Here is a 24,354-nt window from a genome sequence, read left to right on the forward strand (position 1 = left end):
TTAATTTGTAAAAAGTGCTTTTAATTCAGTAGCTTCATTTGGGTTCATTTTTCCAGAAAGGATTAAACTTAATTCTTTTCTTCTTAATGCACCTTGAAAACGTTTTTTTTCTAATTCCGTTTCAGGTTCAATTTGGGGAACAGTTACTGGAGTACCTGTTGTATCAACAGCAACAAAGGTGTAAATTCCTTCGTTAACTTTAGAGCGCTCTTGCGATTCTCTATCTTCAATCCAAACATCTACATATATTTCCATAGATGATTTAAAGGCACGTGAAACTTTTGCTTCAATTGTTACTACACTTCCAACAGGAACAGCTTTATTGAAAGCAACGTGATTTACTGAGGCTGTTACAACAATTCTTCTTGAATGACGACGTGCAGCTATGCTGCAAGCTCTATCCATTCTAGCTAGTAATTCTCCTCCAAATAGATTTCCTAATGGATTGGTTTCACCAGGTAAAACAATATCAGTTAAAATAGTTAAAGATTCTTTAGGTGTTTTTACCATGCCTTTTTGATTTTCGGCAAAGATAAGGCTATTTTATGAAAAATAATAAAAGCTATAAAGTCTAAGTTATTAGTACTCTTTTACTAACAACCATGCATCTTTAGAAACACTTTTTTTAATGCTGTTTAAGGTGTTAATTGCTTCATTTTTAGAATTGGTGCTTAAGTAACAAACTTGTGTTAAATTCCATTTGTTGACTCCTAAAATTTTAGCATTGTAACCTTTTTCAAGTAACTCTTTAAGTTTCTTTTCAGCATTTATAGACTCTCTAAAAGCACCAGCAATTACATGATAGTTGTAGGTTTGTTTGGTAACATTTAAAGTAATAGCAGGTAATGGATTGTTGATAACAAAGGTTGCTTCTTGAATAGTTTTTTCTACTTGTTGCTGTTGTTGTTCAGCTTCAGCTACCAAATTGTTGTATGTTATTTTTTGATATTCGTTCCAACCGAGCGTTCCTAAAGCAAAAATAATAGCTGCACTAGCTGCATATTTTATAAAAGCAGGCGTTTTATTTTCATTGGTTGGTAAAACAGGAGCTATAGTTTTAAGTTGTTTAACTTTTTGTTGGTATTCCATACGTTTAATTGCTGGTGAATTAAAAGTACTAAAACCAAAAGATGAAGTTAAATAGTTTACAGAGGTGTTGGGTTCAAAAATATAATTTCCTTCTTTATTTAAACGAAGTGACCCAATATTTTCAATATCTAATTCATTATTTTTTAAAAGAAATTTCCATTGTTCGGTTTCTTTAGAAATAAACTCTAAAGCTTTTGAATATGAAATATTTTGAGACGCTGCTATATAATTTGCCAATAAACCATCATTATTTTGTAAATGTGAATTAAAGGTTAATTGTTTAGAAGGTGCATAAAATGTATGCGTATAGTGATTTACTTTTGCAGAAATTTCATTGGTAACAAATCCGCCAAAATTTGGAATAATTACACATTCATATCGGTATAATAAGTCGCTTATGTATTTTGCTAGTGTCATTAAAACAAATATAGAAAAAAGCGAATGTATTTTTGAAAGTTATCAGCTTTTTTATTAACAATAATTTTATATATTGACATTCAAATTGTTAAAATATGCTAGAAGAAGAATTACTCTATGTTTTGGCACTTCAACGTGCAAAAGGTATTGGAGATATCAATGCTAAAAAGTTAATATCTCACTGTGGAAGCGCCAAAAATGTACTAAAAGAAAAACAACAAACACTTCAAAAAATAAATGGGATAGGAGCTTTTACCATACGCCATTTATTTGATATAAAAAATTTAAAAGATGCAGAAAAGGAATTAAAATACATTCAACAAAAAGCAATTGAAACACTTTATTTTAAAGAAAAGGATTATCCCGAAAAATTAAAACATTGTATAGATGGTCCTATACTATTATTTAAAGATGGAACTATTAATTTATTAAATCATCCAGTAATAAGTATTGTTGGAACAAGAAAAATTACTAGTTACGGAAGGACTTTTTGTGAAAAATTAATTGAAGAACTTAAAAGTTATAACCCAATAATTGTAAGTGGTTTTGCTTATGGAGTAGATATTTGCGCACAAAAAGCAGCTCTAAAAAACAACTTGCAAACCGTTGGAGTATTGGCTCATGGTTTTGAAGAAATTTACCCTAAATCCCATAAAAAATACATGGCTCAAATTAACAATAATGGTGGTTTTTTAACTGATTTTTGGCATAATGACGCTTTAACTCGAGAAAATTTTTTAAAAAGAAACCGTATTGTAGCGGGTATTTCTGAGGCAACTATTATCATTGAATCTGCTGAAAAAGGAGGTTCTTTAGTAACTGCAGATATTGCAAATTCATATAATAGAGATGTTTTTGCAGTTCCTGGTAGAGCATCTGACACTTATAGTAAGGGTTGTAATAATTTAATTAAGCAAAATAAAGCGGCCATTTTAACTTCTTCAAAAGATTTGATAGAAATGTTAAATTGGGAATTGGAAACTACCTTAACAAAAACAATTCAAAAGCAATTATTTGTTGAATTAGACGAAATTGAACAATTAGTGTACGATTTTTTAGTAGATGAAGGTAAAAAAATGTTAGATGTAATTTCTTTGAATTGTAATTTGCCCATCCATAAAACAACTACAGTATTATTTAATTTAGAAATGAAAGGAATAGTAAAACCATTACCTGGAAAACTGTTTGAAGCTATTTAATGGTTTGTTTACGTTGGTTCTTTCAATAATTTCTATTTTTGTCGTTTATAAAAATAATTGTTAGGTAATTTAACAAAAATGAGAAATGCATATTTAGCCATAAGTTATTCTAACCGAAAATTATTCGATAAAGAAGTACAAAGCTTGATTGAAATATGTAAAACGAATGATATTAAATTACTTTCATTTGTTGATAAATATAATTTCAAAGAAAATGAGGAAATTGAAATGATGAAAACAGCGTTTGTTGAGATTGACAACTCTGATTTTCTAATTGCTGAATTGACGACTAAATCAATTGGAGTAGGAATTGAAATTGGATATGCAAAAGCAAAAGGAAAACCGATTATTTATTTACGTAAAAAGGGTTCCGAATATTCAACTACAGCTTCTGGAAGTTCAACTTACAATATAGAGTATGAAAACGGAACTCATTTAAAAGAGTTGATGAAAAAAATATTAAAATTATTAAAAAAACTACCTGTAATACAGTAATATAGTTTATTGCTAATTTAAGCCAACTTACGAAAACTCTAAAGGACTTCCTATTCGTTTTTTTGTTAAATTTGAACTTTAAACACGCAACAAAACCTATTCAAACCCGATATGATTGAAATCCCAAAAAATGTAAAGGGTCTCATTTTTGATTTAGATGGCACCATAGCAGATACGATGCAATATCATTTTGAATCATGGCGAAAAGCCGTTACTCCTTATGGCATTGATTTTAATGCAGAGTTATTTATGAGTTTAACAGGAAAGCCAAGAACTGCAACTATTTTAAAACTAAATGAGTTATTTGGAACTACCATGAATCCTATTGAAGTTGGAGCCATAAAGTCATCTCATTTTAAAACATTAGTAGAGAGTACTAAAGAAATTTCAATAGTAGCAGATGTAATTCGAAAATATCATCAAGTTTTACCAATGTCTATTGGAACTGGGAGTACTAGAAGTGGAGCCCAAAAAACATTAGAAGTTATTAATATGCAACAATATTTTGATATAGTTGTTACTTCTACAGATATTATCAACCCTAAGCCACATCCTGAAACTTTTTTAAAATGTGCTGAATTGATGAAAGTTGCTCCAAAAGATTGCGTGGTTTTTGAAGATGGAATTTTAGGAATGCAAGCTGCAGAAAGTGTGGGGATGCATGTGATAGATGTAACTAATTATTTTACAATGGAATTTACATTTTAGAAATTTTCAAACAATCCAGCCTCCCATTCACCTAAAAATTCTTCAATTTCTTCAATAAACTCAGTTGGTTTTTGAATTCGGTTTATGGTGCAGTGTACTACAATTTTATTTCTTTCAGGTGGAAAGCCTGTGGTTATCGTCCACGATAGTGCATTTGGGCAATCCAGCAAAGTAAATCGTACACCTCCATTAATTTTGTGATAACTAATATTGAATTCACCCCAAAGAGTAACGCCTTTAAAATCAGAATTGAAACTTTCAAGAAAAAGCATAGTCTCAGTAAACCTATCAATAGTAGTTGGCAGTATATTTTTTTGAAGCTGTTCTTCTGTAGTTTGTTTATCAATAATTCTGAAAAATTCCATATTACTTTTTGTTTGTTCGAATACTTTCAATAATTACTGTCGAAATTATTAAAATTCCTCCAATAATAGTTTTTGAGGTTGGTATTTCATTTAAAAATAACAAGCCGAATATAATTCCATAAATAGGTTGTACGCTACTCATAATACTTGCAGTACTTACCGAGAAGTTTTTAAAACTTATTACAAATAACGTATGTCCAATGGCAGTAGTAAATAAAGCTAAAACAATAAGAGCAGACCAATCGTTTATAGTTGGATTTGTCTCAAAAATAAAAAGAACTGGCCATAGAACTAAAGTAATTATAATCATTTGATAAAACATTAGCATAGAGCCATGATAGTTGGCTACTTTTTTCTTCATTAAAATATTTCTAATTGCATAAAAAACTGAAGAAATTAGTCCAAAAATAACTCCTTTGGTATAGTTGTTATGAATATCAAATTCGGGTGTTAAAAAATAAATTCCAACTAAAACTATACCGCCTAAAACTACATGTTTAATATTTAATTTAGTTCTAAAAAATAAGGGTTCAAGTAGCGCTGTTACCACAGGGTAGGTAAATAATGAAAGCATTCCAATTGCCACATTGGAAAGATGCAAGGCGTAGAAATAAGTTACCCAATGTGCTCCAAAAAATAAACCACTGATTCCTATAGTGAACCAGTCTCTTTTTCGAAGTACTTTTAAATCTATTTTTTTATACCAACAAAAGATCCCTAAAATAATTGCAGCAAAAACACATCGCAACCAAATAGTAACAGGTGGTGGCATTTCAATATAACGCCCTAAAACCCCCGACGTGCTAACTAAAAGCACTGCTATATTTAGTTCTAAAACATGTTTTAAATGATTATTTTTCAACATTTACAAGGGTATTTAAAGCTTTTTCAACCGAATTTATTTTGATAAAGGTAAGTAATAAACGTAGCCCAGCTTTGGTTTCCTTTTCTTTCATCACACAACTTGTTGGGTTTTTTTGAACATACGACAGCACTTTTGTGAAAATGGGTGTTTGATAATATGAACTTTGTTGATCAGAAACAAAGTAAGCAATCATTCTATTTTTCTTTAAAATTAAACGTTCTATACCTAATTTTTTAGCGATCCATTTTATACGAACGCTGTCTAATAAATCTACTACCTGTGTTGGAAGCTCACCAAATCTATCAATTAATTGTACTTCAAATTGTTGTAATTCTTCTTCGGTTTTTAACTCACTTAAATGGTTGTATAAATTCAATCTTTCAGAAATTACATTGATATAATCATCTGGAAATAATATTTCAAAATCAGTATCAATTTGAATCTCTTTTACATATTTTTTTGGCTCATTTGAATCATCTTTGTACAAGTCTTTAAACTCATTTTCTTTTAATTCGTCAATGGTTTCGGTCAATATTTTCTGATACGTATCAAAACCAATATCATTAATAAAACCGCTTTGTTCACCACCTAATAGATCACCAGCACCACGAATTTCTAAATCTTTCATGGCAATATTAATTCCACTTCCTAAATCGGTAAATAACGAAATGGCTTCAATTCTTTTACGCGCATCATCTGTCATCATATGATAAGGCGGTGTAATAAAATAACAGAACGCTTTTTTGTTTGAACGTCCAACTCTTCCACGCATTTGGTGTAAATCGGATAAGCCAAAATTGTTGGCATTGTTTATAAAAATGGTATTTGCGTTCGGCACGTCTAAACCACTTTCAATAATGGTGGTTGAAACCAACACGTCAAATTCATTATTAATAAAAGAAAGCATTAATTGCTCCAATTTTTTACCATCCATTTGCCCGTGACCAATACCAATTTTAGCATCTGGTATTAGCCGTTGTAACATTCCAGCAACTTCTTTTATGTTTTCAATTCTGTTATGTATAAAAAATACTTGTCCACCTCGTTGTATTTCATATCGAATAGCATCACGTATAATTTCTTCATTAAAACGAATCACATTACTTTCAATAGGAACCCGGTTTGGTGGCGGAGTGCTTATTACTGATAAATCTCGAGCTGCCATTAAACTAAATTGCAGTGTTCTTGGAATTGGAGTTGCGGTTAATGTAAGAGTGTCAATATTTTCTTTAATGGTTTTTAACTTGTCTTTAACAGCAACACCAAATTTTTGTTCTTCATCAACAATTAACAATCCTAAATTTTTATACTTTATAGCTGCATTAGTTAATTGATGCGTACCTATAACAATGTCAACAGAACCATTTTCTAAACCAGTTAACACTCCTTTTCGTTGATTTGCTGTTCTAAACCTATTTAAATATTCTACAGTTACGGGAAAATCTTTTAAACGTTCGCTAAATGTTTTAAAATGTTGAAAAGCTAAAATTGTAGTTGGCACTAAAATAGCAACTTGTTTTCCGTTATCGACTGCTTTAAAAGCGGCTCTAACCGCAACTTCAGTTTTTCCAAATCCAACATCTCCACAAACCAACCTATCCATAGGTTGTTCACTTTCCATATCTGTTTTTACATCTTGAGTAGCTGAAGATTGGTCTGGAGTATCTTCATATAAAAAACTAGCCTCAAGCTCGTGTTGTAAATAACTATCTGGTTGATATTGAAATCCTTTTTGAAATTTTCGTTTTGCATACAACTCGATTAAGTTATAAGCAATATGACGGATACGAGATTTGGTTTTTTGCTTAAGGTTTTTCCAAACTTTAGAACCTAATTTATGAAGTTTAGGAGCTTTACCATCTTTTCCGTTGTATTTTGAAATTTTATGAAGTGAGTGAATGCTGATGTATAAAATATCGCGTTCTCCATAAATTAATTTAATAGCTTCTTGTTTTTTGTCCTCAACATCTATTTTTTGAAGTCCTCCAAATTTTCCAATACCGTGATCAATATGGGTAACAAAATCTCCAATTTCAAGATTGGTTAATTCTTTTAAGCTAATAGCTTGTTTTTTAGCGTAGCCATTTTTTAAACGGAACTTATGATAACGTTCAAAAATTTGATGATCGGTATAGCAAACTAACTTGTTATCTACATCAATAAAACCTTGGAATAATGGAAAAACAATGGTTTTGTATTCAATTTCTTTGTCAACATCATTAAAAATATCATGAAAACGATCGGCTTGTTTTTGAGAATCACAAAACAAATAATTGGTATAACCTTTTTCTGAATTTTGATGAAAATTTTCAATTAACAAATCAAATTGTTTATTAAATGCTGGTTGTGGTTTTGTATTAAATATTATGGCATTGTTTTCTCCATTTTGAAGAATTTTTTGTTGTGTTTTAGAAGTAACTCCTGCTTGAAATGTGTTTACAATTTCAACAGTTGTAAAATCTTTTAATTGTTTTTTTATGAGTTGACCATTACAAAAAAGCTCACTTGGTTTGGTGTGGTTTATGGAAGTAGATAATTGTTTAAACACTTCCTCTGCCTTTGAGAATAGTTTATTAAGTCTATCAGCAAATAGGTCTTTATTTTTAGTAAAAACAACAGTTTTAGAGGAAATATATTTTAAAAAACTATCTCGTTTTTCATCCAATGTTTTATTTTCAACATTTGGCATTATGCTAACTTTTGTTAGTTTTTCGGTTGAAAGTTGAGTTTCAACATCAAAAGTTCGAATGCTATCTACTTCATCGCCAAAAAATTCAATTCTATAGGGTTCATCATTTGAGAATGAAAATACATCAATAATACCCCCACGAACAGAAAATTCACCTGGTTCGGTAACAAAATCAACACGATTAAAATGGTATTCAAACAAGACCTCGTTTACAAAATCTAAGCTTAAATTATCGTTTACACCAATTTTTAGGGTGTTTCTGTTTAATTCCGCTTTGGTAACAACTTGTTCAAAGAGTGCATCTGGATAGGTTACAATTACCGCTGGTTTTTTTCTAGAGTTCAATCGGTTTAAAACTTCTGAACGTAATAAAACATTGGCATTATCAACTTCTTCAATCTGATAAGGCCTACGGTAAGATCCTGGATAAAAAAGCACATCTTTATCATTTAACAATTGTTCTAAATCGTTTAAATAATAGGCTGCTTCTTCCTTATCGTTAAAGATTAATAGGAAGGGCTTATCTACTTTTTTAAAGCTTTCAGAAATGATAAAAGACAATGAAGATCCAACCAAATTCGAAATTTGAATTTGTTGTTTTTCTTTTAATAAGAGTTGAACAAATTGTTTGTTTTCAACAATTTGTTCGTAGGTTTTAATAATATTTTGCTTACTCAACTGTTGCAAATTTTGCCAAAGGTAGTATTTTATAAAAAAAATGAAAAAAATTAACAATTATTATGTAAATTTAGGTAAGTGAATTAAAAAAGTATCAGTTATTATGTCTATTTCAGATTTATACCCAACAGGGTTACACGAACAAAATATTGGGCATTTTGCTTCGATAGTTAGATTAGCTTTGCTTGATGATGTGATTAACGCAGATGAACGCAGGCTACTGGAACGATTAGCGATAAGGTTAGATATAACTATAAATGAATTCGAAGCCATATTAAAAAACCCAAACAAGTACCCTATTAATCCGCCTGTAAGTTATGAGGAGCGATTAGAGCATTTATACGACTTAACCAAAATGCTATTCTTAGATAAAAATCCAACAATAGATAAAACCTCTATGATGGATAGAATTGCCGTAGGTTTAGGTTTTCCAGCAGAAAACGCAAGATTAATTGTTAAAGAAGCAATTAAGTTTTTTTTAAAAGAACCTGATATGGACGATTTTAAAAAAGTTATTAAACAAGCAAACCCCATGAAACATTAACTTGAAAAATTAAATTTAAATATTTAGATATTTATTTATATTTGCGGTTAAAATTTATTAAATGGGAATTTCAGATCATAATTTAAGTGGTAAACAAAAAAGAAATATTGCACATTTTGCTAGTGTAGTTAGATTGGCAAAGGCAGATGGTTTTTTGTCTGAAGGAGAAGAAGTATTATTAAAAAGATTGGCTAAAAGATTTCATATTTTAGAAGAAAAATACAAAGAAATTTTAAATAATCCAGAAGATTATCCAATATACACTCCTCATAGTTATGAAGAACGTATAGAACATTTATATGATTTAGCAAAAATGGTTTTTGCTGATAATGAAGCTACAGGAGATGAAGCTAAAGTGTTAAAAAAAATATGTGTTGGACTTGGATTTCCAATTGATAATGTTGAAAAAGTAGCTGATGAAGCCATTCATTTAGTGCTAAATGACAACGATTTAGATGAATTTACAAATGCTATTAAAAAGGTAAATAAAATTTAATAGGTTAAATAAATGTTGAAAAAGCCGAACTTAACGTTCGGCTTTTTGTGTTTAAAGTGGTATTTTGCATCAAAAATAGAACGTGCAAAACCAAACATCATTTCAAGTATATAATGCCTCGGCTGGAAGCGGTAAAACGTTTACTTTGGTAAAGGAGTATTTAAAAATTCTTTTAACCAGTGAGAATCCTTATAAATTTCAACAAATATTAGCAGTTACATTTACCAACAAAGCGGCTGGCGAAATGAAAGAGCGGGTGGTTGAAAATTTAAATGCATTTTCCAAAAAAACTACCAACCAAATGCTTAAGGTTATAGGCGTAGAAACAAACTTGTTAGATGATATAATTTTTAAAAGATCGAAGATAATTTTAAACGCAATACTTCAAAATTATTCAGCTTTTAATATTACAACTATTGATAGTTTTACCCATAAATTAATTAGAACTTTTGCTTTTGATTTAGGAATTCCATTAAATTTTGAGGTAGAAATGGATGCTGAAAGTTTGTTAAATGAAGCGGTAGATTTAGTAATTTCAAAAATAGGAGAAGATCAAGAGCTAACAAACTTATTGGTTAATTATTCACTTCAAAAAGTAGATGAAGATAAAGCTTGGGATGTTTCAAGAGAATTAAAAGAGTTTGCAAAAATTATTTTAAATGAAAATCATGCTTCTCATTTAAAATTATTAACAAATGTTTCTGTTCAAGATTTTAAATTGCTGAAAAATAAACTTCAAAAAGAAAATCAAAAAATTGAACATAATTTTAAGGAAGTTGCCCAAAAAGCAATAACACTTATTAAAAATAATGGCTTAGAGTTTAATGAGTTTAGCTATGCTGGTGAACTTCCTAAACATTTTTTAAAGCTCCAAAACTTAAAGCAACAAAAGCCAGAGGCTGTAAAATTTGATGGAAGGTTAAATAAAACAATCGAAGAAAATAAAAACCTCTATGCAGCCAAATGTAATGCCGTTTCCAAGTCATCTATTGAAGCAATTTCAGATCAATTAAAAGACTACTACTTTATTTCAAAACAAATATTCGAAACTTTTTACAATAGCTATGTTTTAAACAGTTTAATTATTGAAAGTTTAATTCCTTTAGCTGTTTTAAATTATATCAATAATGCGTTACAAGAATTAAAAAGTGAAAATAATATAATGCTTAATGCGGAGTTTAATCAGTTAATTAGCAATACCATTAAAAATGAACCTGCACCATTTATTTACGAACGTATTGGTGAAAAATTTCGATATTATTTTATTGATGAAATGCAGGACACTTCTGAACTACAATGGCAAAATATAATACCATTAATAGATAATGCCCTTTCATCTGAAAATGAATTGGGTGAAAAAGGTAAATTACTACTTGTTGGAGATGCAAAACAGTCTATTTATCGTTGGAGAGGAGGTAAAGCAGAACAGTTTATAAACCTTTCTTCAAAAGAAATAGCTCCAACTAATAATCCTTTTTATGTGCCTAAAAAGCTACAAAATTTAGAAACCAACTACCGAAGCTTTAGCGAAATAATAAATTTTAACAATAAGTTTTTTCAACATATTTCACAATTTTTAAGTAACGCAAATTATAGTAATTTGTATTTTAATGGAAATAATCAAAATACAACTACTAATATAGGAGGTTTTGTACAGTTGTCATTTGTAGAAAAAAGTAATGAGGATGAAGATAAAGAATTAGTGTATCCTAAAAAGGTTTTAAATATTATTCAAAATTTAGATGCTTCATTTCAAAAAAATGAAGTGTGTGTATTGGTTAGAAAAAAAGATCAAGGCATTGCAGTTGCTAATTATTTATCAGAAAACGGAATTGAGATAATTTCATCAGAAACCTTGTTGTTAAAAAACAGTAAAAAAATAAACTTTCTTATTAATTTATTATACGCGTTGGAAAACCCACTAGCTAAAGAATATAAGATTAAGCTGCTTTATTTTTTATATGATTTTTTAAAAATTAAAGAGTCAAAACATAAATTTTTCAGTCATTTTATTGAACTTCCTTTTACTCAGTTTTTTGAAAAACTTCAACAATATCAGCTTTATTTTAATTATAATGAGTTTGTTCAAAGTCCATTTTATGAAAGTATAGAGTATTGTATTAGAAGTTTTAAATTAGCTATAGAATCCGATTCAAATATTCAATTTTTTTTAGATGTAGTTTTTGAGTTCCAACAAAAAAAGGAAACTTCAATAAATGCTTTTTTAGATTATTGGGAATTAAAAAAAGAGAAGCTTAGCATTGTAGCTCCTGAAGCTAAAAATGCGGTTAGAATTATGACGATTCATAAAGCTAAAGGATTAGAGTTTCCAGTAGTTATTTTTCCGTATGATATTGAAATTTATCGACAAATTAACCCAAAAGTTTGGTATAATTTTAATAGCGAAAGTACTATAAACTCGGTATTGGTTAACTATAGTAATAAGTTAAATTATGTTGGAGAGCAAGGAGTACAGTTGTTTGAAAAACAAAGAGAAGAATTAGAATTAGATAATTTTAATTTATTATACGTTGCATTAACTCGTCCTATAGAACAATTATATATTATTTCAGAAAAACAAAATTTAACAAAAGGAGAGGAAAAATTATCAGTAACCTCGGGGTTTTTCATTAATTATTTAAAAAAAATAAATGCCTGGGATGCAGCTATAAATGACTATACTTTTGGAAACCCAAAACGAGTAACTATTGAAGTGCAGGAAGAAAATAAATCGAGTTTTCAACAAAGTTTTATTTCAAATTCTTGGAAAAACCATAACATTTCTATTGTAGCTAACTCTTCTTTACTTTGGGATACCGAACAAGGAAAAGCAATTGGTTATGGAAATTTAATTCATGAAATTTTATCAAAAATTAATACCAAAAACGACATTGAAGAAGTTGTAAATACATATATTTTTAATGGTACTATTTCAAAAAATGAAAAAGTAGCCATAAGTTTAATACTCAACAATATTGTAAATCACCCAAAACTTCAAATGTATTTTGAGCAAAATAATGAAGTTTATACCGAACAAGAAATTCTTTCTAAAGATCAACAAATTATCATCCCCGACAGATTAGTAGTCAATAATAATGAAGTAGTAATTATAGATTATAAAACAGGAAATCCTCATAAAAAATATCATCAACAACTAATAAATTATAAAAATATTCTTGAAGATTTAAATTATTTAATTATTAAAAAAATATTGGTATATATTAATGAAGAAATTATTGTTGAAGAAGTTTAAAAACTTATAAATTTGTAAAAAAATAAACAACATGTACGGTAAAATACAACAACATTTACAAAACGAACTGCAAGAGATTAAAGAAGCAGGTTTATACAAATCTGAACGAATTATTACAACTTCTCAAGATGCGGTAATTAAAATTAATACTGGAGAAGAGGTAATTAATTTTTGTGCAAATAACTATTTAGGTTTATCTAATAATAAAGAAATAATTCAAGCAGCAAAAGAAACTCTTGACACGCATGGGTTTGGAATGTCTTCGGTTCGTTTTATATGTGGAACACAAGACATTCATAAACAATTAGAACAAACAATAGCCGATTTTTATCAAACAGAAGATACTATTTTATATGCTGCAGCTTTTGATGCTAATGGTGGTGTTTTTGAGCCATTATTATCACAAGAGGATGCTATAATTTCAGATTCTTTAAATCACGCCTCAATTATTGATGGAGTTCGTTTATGCAAGGCTGCTCGTTATAGATATGAAAATAACGATATGCAAGCTCTAGAAGAACAACTAATTGAAGCAAATAAAAATAACCACCGCTTCAAAATTATTGTAACGGACGGAGTTTTTTCAATGGATGGTGTAGTTGCAAGTTTAGACAAAATTTGTGATTTAGCGGATAAATATGATGCTTTAGTAATGGTAGATGAATGTCATGCAGCAGGTTTTATTGGAAAAACAGGTAGAGGAACTTTGGAGTTAAAAAATGTGATGGGTAGAGTTGATATTGTAACTGGTACCTTAGGAAAAGCTCTTGGAGGAGCTATGGGAGGTTACACAACAGGGAAAAAAGAAATTATAGAGTTACTTCGTCAACGATCACGTCCTTACTTATTTTCAAATTCATTAGCTCCAGCAATTGTAGGGGCTTCACTAAAAGTATTTGAAATGATCTCTAAAGATACTTCTTTAAGGGATAAATTGGAATGGAATACTAATTATTTCAAAGAAGGAATGACCAAAGCTGGTTTTGATATTGTAAAAGGAGATTCTGCCATTGTTCCAGTGATGCTATACGATGCCAAATTATCTCAAGATATGGCTAATATGTTGCTAGAAGAAGGAATTTATGTGATAGGATTCTTTTTCCCAGTTGTGCCAAAAGGAAAAGCTAGAATAAGAGTTCAATTATCAGCAGCTCATAGCCAAAATCATTTAGATAAAGCCATAAAAGCCTTTATAAAAGTGGGTAAAAAGTTGAATATTGTCTAGAATTATCATAATATTGTACTCTATTTAAGAATAATTTGTAAATTTGTTAATTAAGTTATACAGCATAAGGGTTGTTGCTTAAAACATAAAAAAAGAACATTTAATTTAATTTATTGAAAATGAAACATTTAAAAATTGCCGTATTGGCTTTGTTATTAATTGCATCCTATAGCACTGCTAATGCTCAGGACAAAGAAAATCCTTGGATGTTAAACTTTGGAACTAATGCTATTGACGTTAGTACAGCATCAGATGCAAAATCTGGTTATTTTGGGTCTTATGACTTTAATGGAAACGACGTAAATGTTGTGCCTTGGTTAAGTAGAATTTCTGTGAACAGATTTTTAGGAAAAGGATTTAGCCTTGAAGTAGCTGGAGCAGTTAATAAAATTGACAGACCTTGGGGTGCTGGTTCTGATGTTACTTTCGTAGGATTAGATTTGAATGTAAAATATGATTTAAACAATGCATTTGGACAAACAGGATGGTTTGATCCTTTCTTATATGCTGGTATTGGTGAAAACTGGGTAGGTTCAAAAGACGGATTAGGTTTCAATGCTGGTGCAGGTTTTAATGCTTGGATATCAGATAAAGTTGGTATCAACTTTACTACAGGATACAAAAAAGTAAATACACCTATTGATTTTGAAATGTACCAACATTCAGTTGGATTAACTTGGAGATTTGGAAAATCTGATTCTGATGGAGACGGTGTAAGAGATAAAGATGATAAATGTCCAGATGTAGCTGGTTTAGCAGAATTTGATGGTTGCCCTGATACAGATTCTGATAATGATGGTGTTAGTGACTGTTGTGATAAATGTCCAGAAGTTGCTGGTTTAGCAAAATTTGATGGATGTCCTGATACAGATGGTGATGGTGTTATCGATATGAAAGATAAATGTCCTACTGTTCCTGGAGAAATGAAATTACACGGTTGTCCAGATAAAGATAAAGACGGTGTTGCAGATAAAGATGATGCATGTCCTGAAGTACCTGGCCCAAAAACAAATGCGGGTTGTCCATTCAAAGATACTGATGAAGACGGTGTAATTGATTTAATTGACAGATGTGTTGAGGTTCCTGGTCCTGCATCAAATGAAGGATGTCCAGAAATTTTTGTTGATCAAGAAACAGTAAATGAAGCTGCTAAAGGGATTAACTTTGATACAGGAAAATCAACAATTAGACCTGAAGTTGCAACCATTTTAGACCATGTTGCTACTATTTTAAATCAAAACCAAAACTTACAATTTAGATTCTCAATTGATGGTCATACAGATAATACAGGTTCTGATGCTAGAAATTTAGAATTATCTAAAGCTAGAGCTAACTCAGTAAAAACTTACCTTGTAAATAAAGGAGTTGATGCAAATAGATTGGTAACTAAAGGATTTGGTGAAGCATCTCCAATTGATACTAATGCTACTAAAGAAGGAAGATTCAACAATAGAAGAGTTGAAATCAACGAGATAAAATAAATTATAAAAAATTATCAGTAAAAAAGGGGTGATTCATATGAATCACCCCTTTTTTTTGTTAAAATTATTTGGATATTTTATAATGAATAAGTTAAATTTGTTAGTAAACAGATTATTCACAAATTAAATTCTCACCGATGAAATATTTTAAAACTACGTTATTAGTTATACTTCTAATTATGGGAACTGCCAGTTTAGTGGCACAAGACAAAAACAATACTTGGCTTATTGGAATTGGTACAAATGCAATTGATTTTTACCCAACCAATGCAAATTTGAATGGACATGGTAGATGGTTCGATGAATTTGTTAATACAAAAGATCATTATAACATACTGGCTTCAGTTTCTAAATTAACTATTGGAAAGTACTTAACTGATGGATTTAGCATTGAGGGAGCTGCTTCATTAAATAGAATTTCAAAAGTTGGAGATAATTCAGAGAGCAATATGTCATATGTTAGTTTAGATGGTGCTGTTAAATATGACTTAAATGAAGCTTTTGGTGAAACTTCTTGGTTTGATCCATATGCTACCATTGGAGGTGGATATACTTGGATGGATGATTTTGGAATAGGAACCTTTAATGGAGGAGTAGGATTTAACGTGTGGTTTAATGAAAAATTTGGATTAAATATAGAGTCTAAATATAAACACACTTTTGAAAGTAACATTGTACAACATTTTCAACACTCGTTAGGTTTTGTACTTAAGTTTGGAGGAAATGATAGGGATGGAGACACTATTTATGATAAATATGATGCCTGTCCTGATGTATTTGGATTGGTTGAGTATAATGGTTGTCCAGATGCAGATGGAGATGGAGTTATTGATTCAAAAGACGACTGTCCTTCTGTGGCTGGTTTAGAAGAATTAAATGGCTGCCCAGATACAGACGGAGATGGTATAACTGATAAAGATGATGCGTGTCCTAATAACAAAGGAACTAAAGCTAATAATGGTTGTCCAGATACCGATGGAGATGGTGTAGTTGATAAAGATGATGCCTGCCCTAATGTATCAGGCCCTTCTTTAAACAAAGGATGTCCTTGGCCAGATACCGATGGAGATGGTGTATTAGATAAAGATGATAAATGTATTAATGAAGTTGGTCCAGCTTCAAATAATGGTTGCCCAAAAATTACTGAAACTGAAGTGGCAAAACTTGAAGAATTGTTTAAAACAGTTTATTTTGATACGGGAAAAACAACCTTTAAATCTGAAACTATTTCAAAATTAGATGAAGCAGCTCGTATTATGGTTAAATATTCAACTGAAAAATTTACCATTTCTGGTCATACAGATAGTGTTGGAAGCAAGTCTCGTAACCAAGAATTATCTGATAGTAGAGCACAAGCTGTTAAAAATTACTTAATTACTAAAGGAGTTTCTTCAGGTAATTTAACTGCTAAAGGCTATGGAGAAGAAATGCCAATAGCTTCTAACAACACCGTTAAAGGAAGAGCACAAAACAGAAGAGTTGATGTGAAGTTAATAGATTAATAATGATCTAACTAAATAACTAAAAATAGTTTTAGAAAAGTCAAAACATTTGTTTTGACTTTTCTATTTTTATGGTGTATATAAATGATATGAATACTTTTATTTCAAATGTTGTAAATGAAGTTATAAAAAATCATGAAAACTATGCTAATTTAGTTTTTGTGCTTCCTAGTCAACGTGCCTGTATTTTTTTAAAAGAAGAACTTATAGCGAAGCTACCAAAATCTTCATTTTTACCAAAAATTATAAGTATAGAAAATTATATTCAGGAACTTGCAGACCTTAACTTAATTGATAATACACAATTACTTTTTGAGTTTTACGATGTATATAAAGAGTTTTTTCCTAAGGAAAATAGAGAGTCTTTTGAGGCTTTTTCTCAATGGGCAACCATAGCACTCCACGATTTTAATGAGATAGATAGCTATTTGGTAAACTCAAATGCTATTTTTTCTAGTTTAAAAGATATTAAACAATTAGATAAATGGTTCCAAAATCAAAAACCTAGTCAATTAGCCATTAACTATCTTAATTTTTTTGGAAGTTTAGATGTATTATACAATGCTCTTTCCGAAAAGTTGAAGAGCAATAAGTATGGATATCAAGGGTTAATCTATAAAGAAGCTACCAATAATTTAGAGTTTTATATTCAAACAAATTTAAACAAACATATTTTTTATGTAGGTTTTAATGCCTTAAATAAAGCGGAAGAGTATATTTTTCAAGAAATGCTTAATAATAATATAGCCACTGTTTATTGGGATGCTAATGAAACTTTTTTCCATAAATCAAATGAAGCGGGTGTGTTTTTAAGAAAATATAAAAATGAATGGAATTATTATAAAAGCAATCCTTTTTTATGGACTCAAACTATTGAAAAAAACAATCAAAAAACGCACATAATTGGCGCTCCAAAAAATATAACACAAATTAAATATGTAGGAGAATTACTTTCTAAATTTGATAATTTTAATAAAACAGCCTTAGTTTTAGCTGATGAAAATTTACTAACTCTAACCCTAAATTCTTTACCAAATAAAGTAAAAAATATTAATATTACTATGGGATATCCTTTAAACGATATTCCTTTAGCTAATTTGTTTGAAAAACTATTTAAATTATATCTTAATCAACAAAAATTTAATAAAGAAAGTGAAGAACAGTTTTATTATAAAGATGTTTTAAACCTTTTAAATGATCCTTTTTTAAATAAATTTGAAGATGAGCTGCTCCAAGTATTAATAGAAAAAATTAAAAATGAAAATTCTATATTTTTAAGTGCTAATGCTTTGAAGAAGTATATTTCAACTGAAGAACAAGACAAACTTCAATTATTGTTTTCATTATTTATAATACCTACAAACGTTAATTTAATAATTGAACAATGCATTTACTTAATAAATAAATTAAAAACTTTTGTTGAAGGTGTAGAAAAAGAGTATTTATATCGTTTTTATGCAGTTTTTCAGCAATTAAAAACGTTAAATTTAAAGTATCAACATATTTCAGACCTAAAAACACTTATTCATTTTTTTAATCAATTGTTGAAAAATGAAAAATTATCATTTCAAGGAGAACCTTTGCAGGGTTTACAGTTAATGGGTATGTTAGAAACTCGGGTTTTAGATTTTGAAACAGTTATTATTACCTCTGTAAACGAAGGAATTTTACCGGCAGGAAAAAATGAATTTTCATTTATGCCTTTTGATGTTAAAAAACATTTTAAATTGCCAACCTATCAAGAAAAAGATGCTATTTTTTCATACCATTTTCAACGTTTATTACAACGCGCTAAAAATGTTTATTTAATTTACAATACAGAAACAGATGGATATGGAGCAGGAGAAAAAAGTCGTTTTTTAACTAAATTGGAGATTCAAAACCCTAATATTATTAAGTCTATTATAAGCCCCAAAATTCAATCTTCAAAAGAAGTGTTTTTTCAACTTGAAAAAACACCAGAAGTTTTACAAAAGTTAAAAGAAGTTTTTTCAAAAGGAATTTCACCTTCAGCACTAGCAACTTACATTTATAATCCTATTAGTTTTTATGAACAAAAAATTTTAGGAATTAAAGAGCAAGATGAAGTTGAAGAAACAATAGCTATGAATACAATGGGCTCTGTTATACACGATGTGTTAGAAGCCCTGTACAAGCCATATATTAACGTGTTTTTAACTAAGGAGCATATTGTTAATATGGAAAAACAAACAAATGGTTTATTAGGTAAGTTTTTCCAAAAACATTATTTAAACGGAAATATACAAACAGGTAAAAACAAATTAATTTTTGAAGTATGTAAAAACCATATTCAACGCTTTTTAAAGCAAGAATTACAATTGTTAAAAAATCATCAATTAAAAATTAAAGCTTTAGAAGAGTCTTTAACAACTGAATTAATCGTAGAAGGAATTAATTTTCCAATAAAAATAAAAGGAATTGTAGATAGAATTGATGAGTTGGATGGTGTTATTAGAATTATTGATTATAAAACGGGAAAAGTAGAAGCTAAAAATTTAAAATTAACTAATTTTAGTGTCATTGCCGAAGATTATAAATACACTAAAGCGCTACAAGTAATGTTGTATAGTTATATGTATTCTAAAAATCTTACTAATAAAAATATAAATTTACAAAGCGGTATCATTTCTTTCAAAAATTTGAATTCAGGATTTTTAAAAATGAATTTTTCTGAAAATTCTAGAGGAAAAGATTATGAGGTAACTTTAGAGCGAATAAATGAGTTTATGGTTGAATTGAATCAACTTTTTATTGAAATTTTAAACCCAGAAATTCCTTTTACAGAAAATAAAAATTTACCATTTTAAAAAATTTACTTAATGAAGTCAATAAAAAATACCATTGTAAAAAGTTCAAAGCATAAAAAACCAATAGTAACCGATGTTTTTTTTAATAAAACAAATGAGAAGAAACCAATTGTTATTTTTTGTCATGGGTATAAGGGGTATAAAGATTGGGGTGCATGGAATATAGCCGCAAAAGAGTTTGTTAAAAAGAATCTATTTTTTGTGAAGTTCAATTTTTCTCATAATGGAGGAACATTAGAAAATCCAATTGACTTCCCAGATTTAGAAGCTTTTGGTGAAAATAACTTTTCGATAGAGCTTGATGATTTAGAAGATGTTATTAATTGGGTACTTGAAAATGATGACTTTAAAAATGAAATAGATTTTTCAAATATCACTTTAATAGGTCATTCAAGAGGAGGAGGAATAGTAACAATTAAGGCTTCAGAAAATAAAAAAATAACAAAGCTAATTACTTGGGCAGCTGTTTCCGATTTTGGAGCAAGATTCCCTACAGGAGATGCTTTAAAACAATGGGAAGAAGCAGGGGTTTCATATATTCAAAACTCTAGAACTAAACAAAAGATGCCTCATTTATTTCAATTTTATGAAAATTTTAAAGAGAATGAAGAGCGGTTAACTATAAAAAAATCAACGTCTAAGTTGAATATTCCTCATTTGATTATTCAAGGAGAAAAAGATGAAGTAGTTGTACCTAACGAAGCTAAAAATTTACATAAATGGAATTCAAATAGTAAACTTGCGATGATTGAAAAAATGGAACACACATTGGGATGTACGCAACCTTGGCTAAATAACGAAATGCCAAATCACTTAAAAAAAGTAGTTGAATTAAGTATTGATTTTATTTTATAAAGCTCCTTTTAAAATTAATAAAGGAACTTTGCTTTCAAAATCCGTTTTTTTAACTGTATTTTGTTCCCAAAGTTTAGAAAAGAACCCTCTTTTTCTTCTAATCACACAAATTAAATCAGGTTTAACATCATGTAAATATTCTAAAACTCCATGATAAATTGTTTCGTTTTCTGTATAAACTAGAGACGATTTTAATTGTAACAATTCTTCATTAATAATTAAATCACTTTCTTTTAGTTTGGGAGTTTTTACCTGTAGTAAATTTAATTGAGCATTAAATGTTGTAATAATATCTTTTAAAGAAGTAAATACATTTTCTTTTTTAATTATTCCCGATTTTATGGCCATTAAAATTTTTTGGTAGGGTTGAAATTTAAAGGATTTAGGGATTAATAATAAAGGACAATCTATGGTTTTAATCATTTTCCCCGTAGTATTTCCTATAAATAAATGAGGACTTTTTTCCGATCTTTTTGGTCTTGAAATAATTAAATCAACATCATTTTCTTGTAAATATTCCGCACAATTTTCCACCAAATTTCCTTTGACTAAACGTATTTCAAAAGAATTATTTTTAGAGGTTATTTCACTTAAAACTTCTTTTAATTCTTTTAAGCAATTTTCTTTTAGAGCTTTATCTATTGCTGGTGTAGGACCTGTAACGGTTGAGATCTCAAATGTTTTTAAAATCACTATTTTTGCTGAAAAGTATGTAGCAAAATCAAAAGCATATTGTAAAATAGTATGTCCTTTTTCTAAAGGATTAAGAGGTACTAAAATTGTTTTCAATTTAAAATAGTTTTGTTACACAAATATAGGTATTTAACCCTTAATTTTACAGCACATTTCAGAATAAACATGAAAGTAGAAAAAGCAATTGAGAAAGATTTAGATCAACTGTATCAGGTTATAAGGAGTTGCGCACAACATTTAATTAAAATTGGTGTTTTTCAATGGAATGAAACATATCCTTCAAAAGAGATTTTGGAAAAAGATATTGATTTACAACAAATTTGGAAGCTAGAAGAGAATAACTTGATTGTGGGTTTAATTGTACTAACCGAAATTGAAGATAAAGAATATAAAAATGTGCAGTGGAAAACAAAAAATGGAAATAATTTATATGTTCATCGCTTGGCAGTACATCCTAAATTTCAAGGAAGAGGATTTGCTCAAAAGTTAATGGATTTTGCTGAATCTTATGCCATAAAGAATAAATATAACTCTGTTAGGTTAGATACTTTTAGTCAAAATAATCGAAATTTAAAATTTTATAAAAAACGTAATTACGCTCAGTTAGAAGAAATTTATTTCCCAAATCAAAGTAGTTACCCATTTTATTGTTTCGAACTAATTTTAAATGAATAAAAAAACCACAATATCATTTAAAGCTATAAATAAATTAGCAATACCGGCCATTATTTCAGGTATTGCAGAACCTTTACTTTCTATAACCGATACGGCCATTGTTGGTAATATTCAGCAACATCCAACAGAAGCGCTAGCTGCAGTTGGTATTGCAGGGTCTTTTATTTCAGCATTAGTTTGGATTTTAGCACAAACACGTTCAGCCATTTCGGCAACGGTAGCAAAATATTTGGGAGCTAAAAAACTTCATGAAATTGAAACTTTACCAGCTCAAATAATTGGTATTAATATTATTGTTAGTGTAGTTATTTATTTAGTATCTCTGTTATTTGTAAATCAAATTTTTCAATTATACAATGCAGAAGGTCTTATTTTAAGTTATTCTGTTGAATACTTTAAAATTAGGGCTGTTGGTTTCCCTTTAACGTTATTTATATTTTCAGTATTTGGAGTTTTCAGAGGGTTGCAAAATACTTTTTGGCCAATGGTAATTAGTATCATTGGGGCTGCATTAAATATTGTTTTAGACATTGTATTGGTGTATGGAATTGAAGGTTTTATAAATCCAATGCATATAGCAGGGGCAGCTTGGGCAAGTGTAATTTCGCAAGGAGTAATGGTAATTTTAGCGTTGATTTTATTACTTAAAAAAACGCCATTTAAACTAAAAATTCAATTTCCATTTAATAAAGAAATTAAAAATTTACTTGCTATAAGTTTAAATTTAGCAATAAGAGCTGCTGCATTAAATGTTGCATTGTATTTAGCAAATTCATATGCAACCAAATATGGAGATAATTACATTGCAGCACAGACCATTGCATTTCAAATTTGGTTGTTTTTTGCTTTTTTTATTGATGGGTACGCGAGTGTAGGAAATATAGTTTCAGGGAAATTATTAGGAGAAAAAAATTACAAAAAACTTTGGAGGTTAAGTATTAAATTAAGTAAATATTCCATTACAATAGCTATATCGCTAGCTTTTGTCTGTAGTATTTTATACATTCAAATTGGAGAACTTTTTTCTCAAGAAATGGAAGTATTAACCTCTTTTTATAGTATTTTTTGGATAGTATTAATAATGCAGCCAATAAATGCTGTGGCATTTGTTTTTGATGGTATTTTTAAGGGTTTAGCAGAAGCAACTATTTTAAGAAATTTATTATTAGGAGCAACTTTTTTAGGATTTACGCCTGTTCTTTTAATAGGAGATTATTTCAATTTAAAGCTCTATGCTGTTTGGATCGCATTTACTGTATGGATGTTAATTCGATCAGGTGTGTTGGTAGTAATATTTAGACGAAAATATTTGCATAAAAACACGTAACTTTGAACACTATGAATAACGGAAGTTTATATACGCATATTCAAAATAATATAGCAACGGTTGAGTTTTATCACCCTGCTAGTAATTCTTTTCCAAGTGAATTGTTAAAAAGGTTAGCAACTACATTTAATGAATTAAGTTTAAATGATGATGTTCGAGTAATTGTTTTAAAAAGCGAGAAGGAAAAAACTTTTTGTGCAGGTGCCTCTTTTGATGAACTAATAGCTATTAAAAACAACGAAGAAGGAAAACATTTTTTTATGGGCTTTGCCAATGTAATAAACGCAATGCGTACATGCTCAAAATTAATTATAGGTCGTGTACAAGGAAAAGCTGTAGGTGGAGGTGTTGGTTTAGCTGCTGCTTGTGATTACTGCTTTGCAACAGAACAAGCCTCTATTAAACTATCTGAACTTACCATTGGTATTGGACCATTTGTAATTGCTCCAATAGTAGAACGCAAAATTGGAATAGCTGCTTTAAGTGAGTTAACTTTGGATGCTACAAGTTGGAAAAATGCCTATTGGGCAAAAGAAAAAGGGTTATTTGCAAAAGTTTTTGAATCTATTAATGAATTAGATGCTGAAGTTCAAAATTTATCATTAAAGCTTACTAGTTACAACCCAAAAGCATTGTATGAAATGAAAAAAGTGTTATGGGAAGGAACAGAAAATTGGGGTCATTTACTAGAAGAAAGAGCTAAAACTAGTGGTGCTTTAGTACTATCTGAATTTACTAAAACAGCACTTCAAAAATTTAAAAAACAATGAAATTATCAATGATACTTCTTTTGGTTCAACAAGTTGACATTGAAGAAAAAATGAAAAATGCACCAGATAGTAGCTATGAAATAGGTGTTGTAATAGGAACATATCTACCTTTTGTATTACTTGCAGCTTTAGCATATTTTATATATTATAAAGCTAAAAATAGAAAAGATTTGGATGATTAATAAATGAATTTTTAAAGC

Annotated in this window: 21 protein-coding genes; 15 read left to right on the forward strand and 6 right to left on the reverse strand. The window is 29.3% G+C overall.

The features are described 5' to 3' along the window. Both ACFQZW_RS05915 and ACFQZW_RS05920 read right to left on the reverse strand, forming a co-directional pair. Positions 1 to 510 (reverse strand): acyl-CoA thioesterase, encoded by a 510-nt coding sequence (locus tag ACFQZW_RS05915; RefSeq protein ID WP_298262723.1) that lies wholly within the window; start codon positions 508 to 510, stop codon positions 1 to 3. Between the two features lie 69 nt (positions 511 to 579). Continuing rightward, positions 580 to 1,506, reverse strand: a complete 927-nt coding sequence (locus ACFQZW_RS05920) for an HU domain-containing protein (RefSeq protein WP_298262722.1) — start codon at positions 1,504 to 1,506, stop codon at positions 580 to 582. A gap of 95 nt (positions 1,507 to 1,601) precedes the next feature. Here ACFQZW_RS05920 and dprA point away from each other — a divergent pair, with 95 nt between their 5' ends. The 3 genes from dprA to ACFQZW_RS05935 all read left to right on the forward strand — a co-directional run bounded on the left by dprA (position 1,602) and on the right by ACFQZW_RS05935 (position 3,908). Continuing rightward, a complete protein-coding gene (gene dprA / locus ACFQZW_RS05925; RefSeq protein WP_298262721.1) occupies positions 1,602 to 2,705 on the forward strand; it encodes a DNA-processing protein DprA in 1,104 nt (367 codons plus the stop codon). 78 nt (positions 2,706 to 2,783) lie between these two features. Then, on the forward strand, positions 2,784 to 3,200 hold the full coding sequence (locus ACFQZW_RS05930) for a nucleoside 2-deoxyribosyltransferase (RefSeq protein WP_298262720.1): 417 nt from the start codon (positions 2,784 to 2,786) through the stop codon (positions 3,198 to 3,200). A gap of 111 nt (positions 3,201 to 3,311) precedes the next feature. Beyond that, positions 3,312 to 3,908, forward strand: coding sequence for an HAD family hydrolase (locus tag ACFQZW_RS05935; protein WP_298262719.1), 597 nt, complete (start codon positions 3,312 to 3,314; stop codon positions 3,906 to 3,908). On the opposite strand, the gene ACFQZW_RS05940 is transcribed toward ACFQZW_RS05935, so the two are convergent. The 3 genes from ACFQZW_RS05940 to mfd are packed head-to-tail and all read right to left on the reverse strand — an operon-like array spanning position 3,905 to position 8,505. Beyond that, positions 3,905 to 4,273, reverse strand: a complete 369-nt coding sequence (locus ACFQZW_RS05940) for a hypothetical protein (protein ID WP_298262718.1) — start codon at positions 4,271 to 4,273, stop codon at positions 3,905 to 3,907. The genes ACFQZW_RS05935 and ACFQZW_RS05940 overlap by 4 nt on opposite strands. Before the next feature lies 1 nt (position 4,274). Then, a complete protein-coding gene (locus ACFQZW_RS05945; RefSeq protein WP_298262717.1) occupies positions 4,275 to 5,138 on the reverse strand; it encodes a DMT family transporter in 864 nt (287 codons plus the stop codon). Beyond that, positions 5,125 to 8,505: a transcription-repair coupling factor gene (gene mfd, locus ACFQZW_RS05950; protein ID WP_386781755.1), complete on the reverse strand. Its 3,381-nt coding sequence runs from the start codon at positions 8,503 to 8,505 to the stop codon at positions 5,125 to 5,127. The genes ACFQZW_RS05945 and mfd overlap by 14 nt, the downstream gene beginning before the upstream one ends. Before the next feature lie 103 nt (positions 8,506 to 8,608). Between mfd and ACFQZW_RS05955 the strand changes: the two genes are divergently transcribed. From ACFQZW_RS05955 to ACFQZW_RS05990, 8 genes are all read left to right on the forward strand, one after another. After that, entirely contained in the window at positions 8,609 to 9,049 is a 441-nt protein-coding gene (locus ACFQZW_RS05955; RefSeq protein WP_386781757.1) for a TerB family tellurite resistance protein, read from the forward strand. 61 nt (positions 9,050 to 9,110) lie between these two features. Then, on the forward strand, positions 9,111 to 9,545 hold the full coding sequence (locus ACFQZW_RS05960) for a tellurite resistance TerB family protein (RefSeq protein ID WP_298262714.1): 435 nt from the start codon (positions 9,111 to 9,113) through the stop codon (positions 9,543 to 9,545). Positions 9,546 to 9,627: 82 nt separating this feature from the next. Beyond that, a complete protein-coding gene (locus ACFQZW_RS05965) occupies positions 9,628 to 12,798 on the forward strand; it encodes a UvrD-helicase domain-containing protein (RefSeq protein WP_386781760.1) in 3,171 nt (1,056 codons plus the stop codon). 31 nt (positions 12,799 to 12,829) lie between these two features. Then, positions 12,830 to 14,023 (forward strand): glycine C-acetyltransferase, encoded by a 1,194-nt coding sequence (kbl, locus tag ACFQZW_RS05970; RefSeq protein ID WP_386781762.1) that lies wholly within the window; start codon positions 12,830 to 12,832, stop codon positions 14,021 to 14,023. Between the two features lie 119 nt (positions 14,024 to 14,142). Then, positions 14,143 to 15,504: an OmpA family protein gene (locus tag ACFQZW_RS05975; protein WP_298262711.1), complete on the forward strand. Its 1,362-nt coding sequence runs from the start codon at positions 14,143 to 14,145 to the stop codon at positions 15,502 to 15,504. A 137-nt stretch (positions 15,505 to 15,641) separates the two neighbouring features. After that, a complete protein-coding gene (locus ACFQZW_RS05980) occupies positions 15,642 to 17,006 on the forward strand; it encodes an OmpA family protein (RefSeq protein WP_386781765.1) in 1,365 nt (454 codons plus the stop codon). An 89-nt stretch (positions 17,007 to 17,095) separates the two neighbouring features. Continuing rightward, on the forward strand, positions 17,096 to 19,834 hold the full coding sequence (locus ACFQZW_RS05985; protein WP_386781767.1) for a PD-(D/E)XK nuclease family protein: 2,739 nt from the start codon (positions 17,096 to 17,098) through the stop codon (positions 19,832 to 19,834). A gap of 12 nt (positions 19,835 to 19,846) precedes the next feature. Then, positions 19,847 to 20,689, forward strand: a complete 843-nt coding sequence (locus ACFQZW_RS05990) for an alpha/beta hydrolase family protein (RefSeq protein WP_386781769.1) — start codon at positions 19,847 to 19,849, stop codon at positions 20,687 to 20,689. On the opposite strand, the gene ACFQZW_RS05995 is transcribed toward ACFQZW_RS05990, so the two are convergent. After that, on the reverse strand, positions 20,684 to 21,478 hold the full coding sequence (locus ACFQZW_RS05995; RefSeq protein WP_386781771.1) for a universal stress protein: 795 nt from the start codon (positions 21,476 to 21,478) through the stop codon (positions 20,684 to 20,686). The genes ACFQZW_RS05990 and ACFQZW_RS05995 overlap by 6 nt on opposite strands. A 69-nt stretch (positions 21,479 to 21,547) precedes the next feature. Here ACFQZW_RS05995 and ACFQZW_RS06000 point away from each other — a divergent pair, with 69 nt between their 5' ends. From ACFQZW_RS06000 to ACFQZW_RS06015, 4 genes are read left to right on the forward strand one after another with little or no spacing between them, the layout of a single operon-like run. Beyond that, complete coding sequence (locus tag ACFQZW_RS06000; RefSeq protein ID WP_386781773.1) at positions 21,548 to 22,057, forward strand: GNAT family N-acetyltransferase; 510 nt, start codon at positions 21,548 to 21,550, stop codon at positions 22,055 to 22,057. Continuing rightward, positions 22,050 to 23,384 carry an MATE family efflux transporter gene (locus tag ACFQZW_RS06005; RefSeq protein ID WP_298262705.1) on the forward strand — a complete coding sequence of 445 codons (1,335 nt, stop codon included), beginning with the start codon at positions 22,050 to 22,052 and terminating at the stop codon, positions 23,382 to 23,384. Before ACFQZW_RS06000 ends, ACFQZW_RS06005 begins: the two co-directional genes overlap by 8 nt. A gap of 11 nt (positions 23,385 to 23,395) precedes the next feature. Continuing rightward, positions 23,396 to 24,154, forward strand: a complete 759-nt coding sequence (locus ACFQZW_RS06010) for an enoyl-CoA hydratase/isomerase family protein (RefSeq protein ID WP_298262704.1) — start codon at positions 23,396 to 23,398, stop codon at positions 24,152 to 24,154. Then, a complete protein-coding gene (locus tag ACFQZW_RS06015; protein ID WP_298262703.1) occupies positions 24,151 to 24,336 on the forward strand; it encodes a hypothetical protein in 186 nt (61 codons plus the stop codon). The genes ACFQZW_RS06010 and ACFQZW_RS06015 overlap by 4 nt, the downstream gene beginning before the upstream one ends. Positions 24,337 to 24,354: the final 18 nt, after the last annotated feature.

The organism is Lutibacter aestuarii (genome assembly GCF_042676885.1).
Lineage (GTDB): Bacteria > Bacteroidota > Bacteroidia > Flavobacteriales > Flavobacteriaceae > Lutibacter > Lutibacter aestuarii.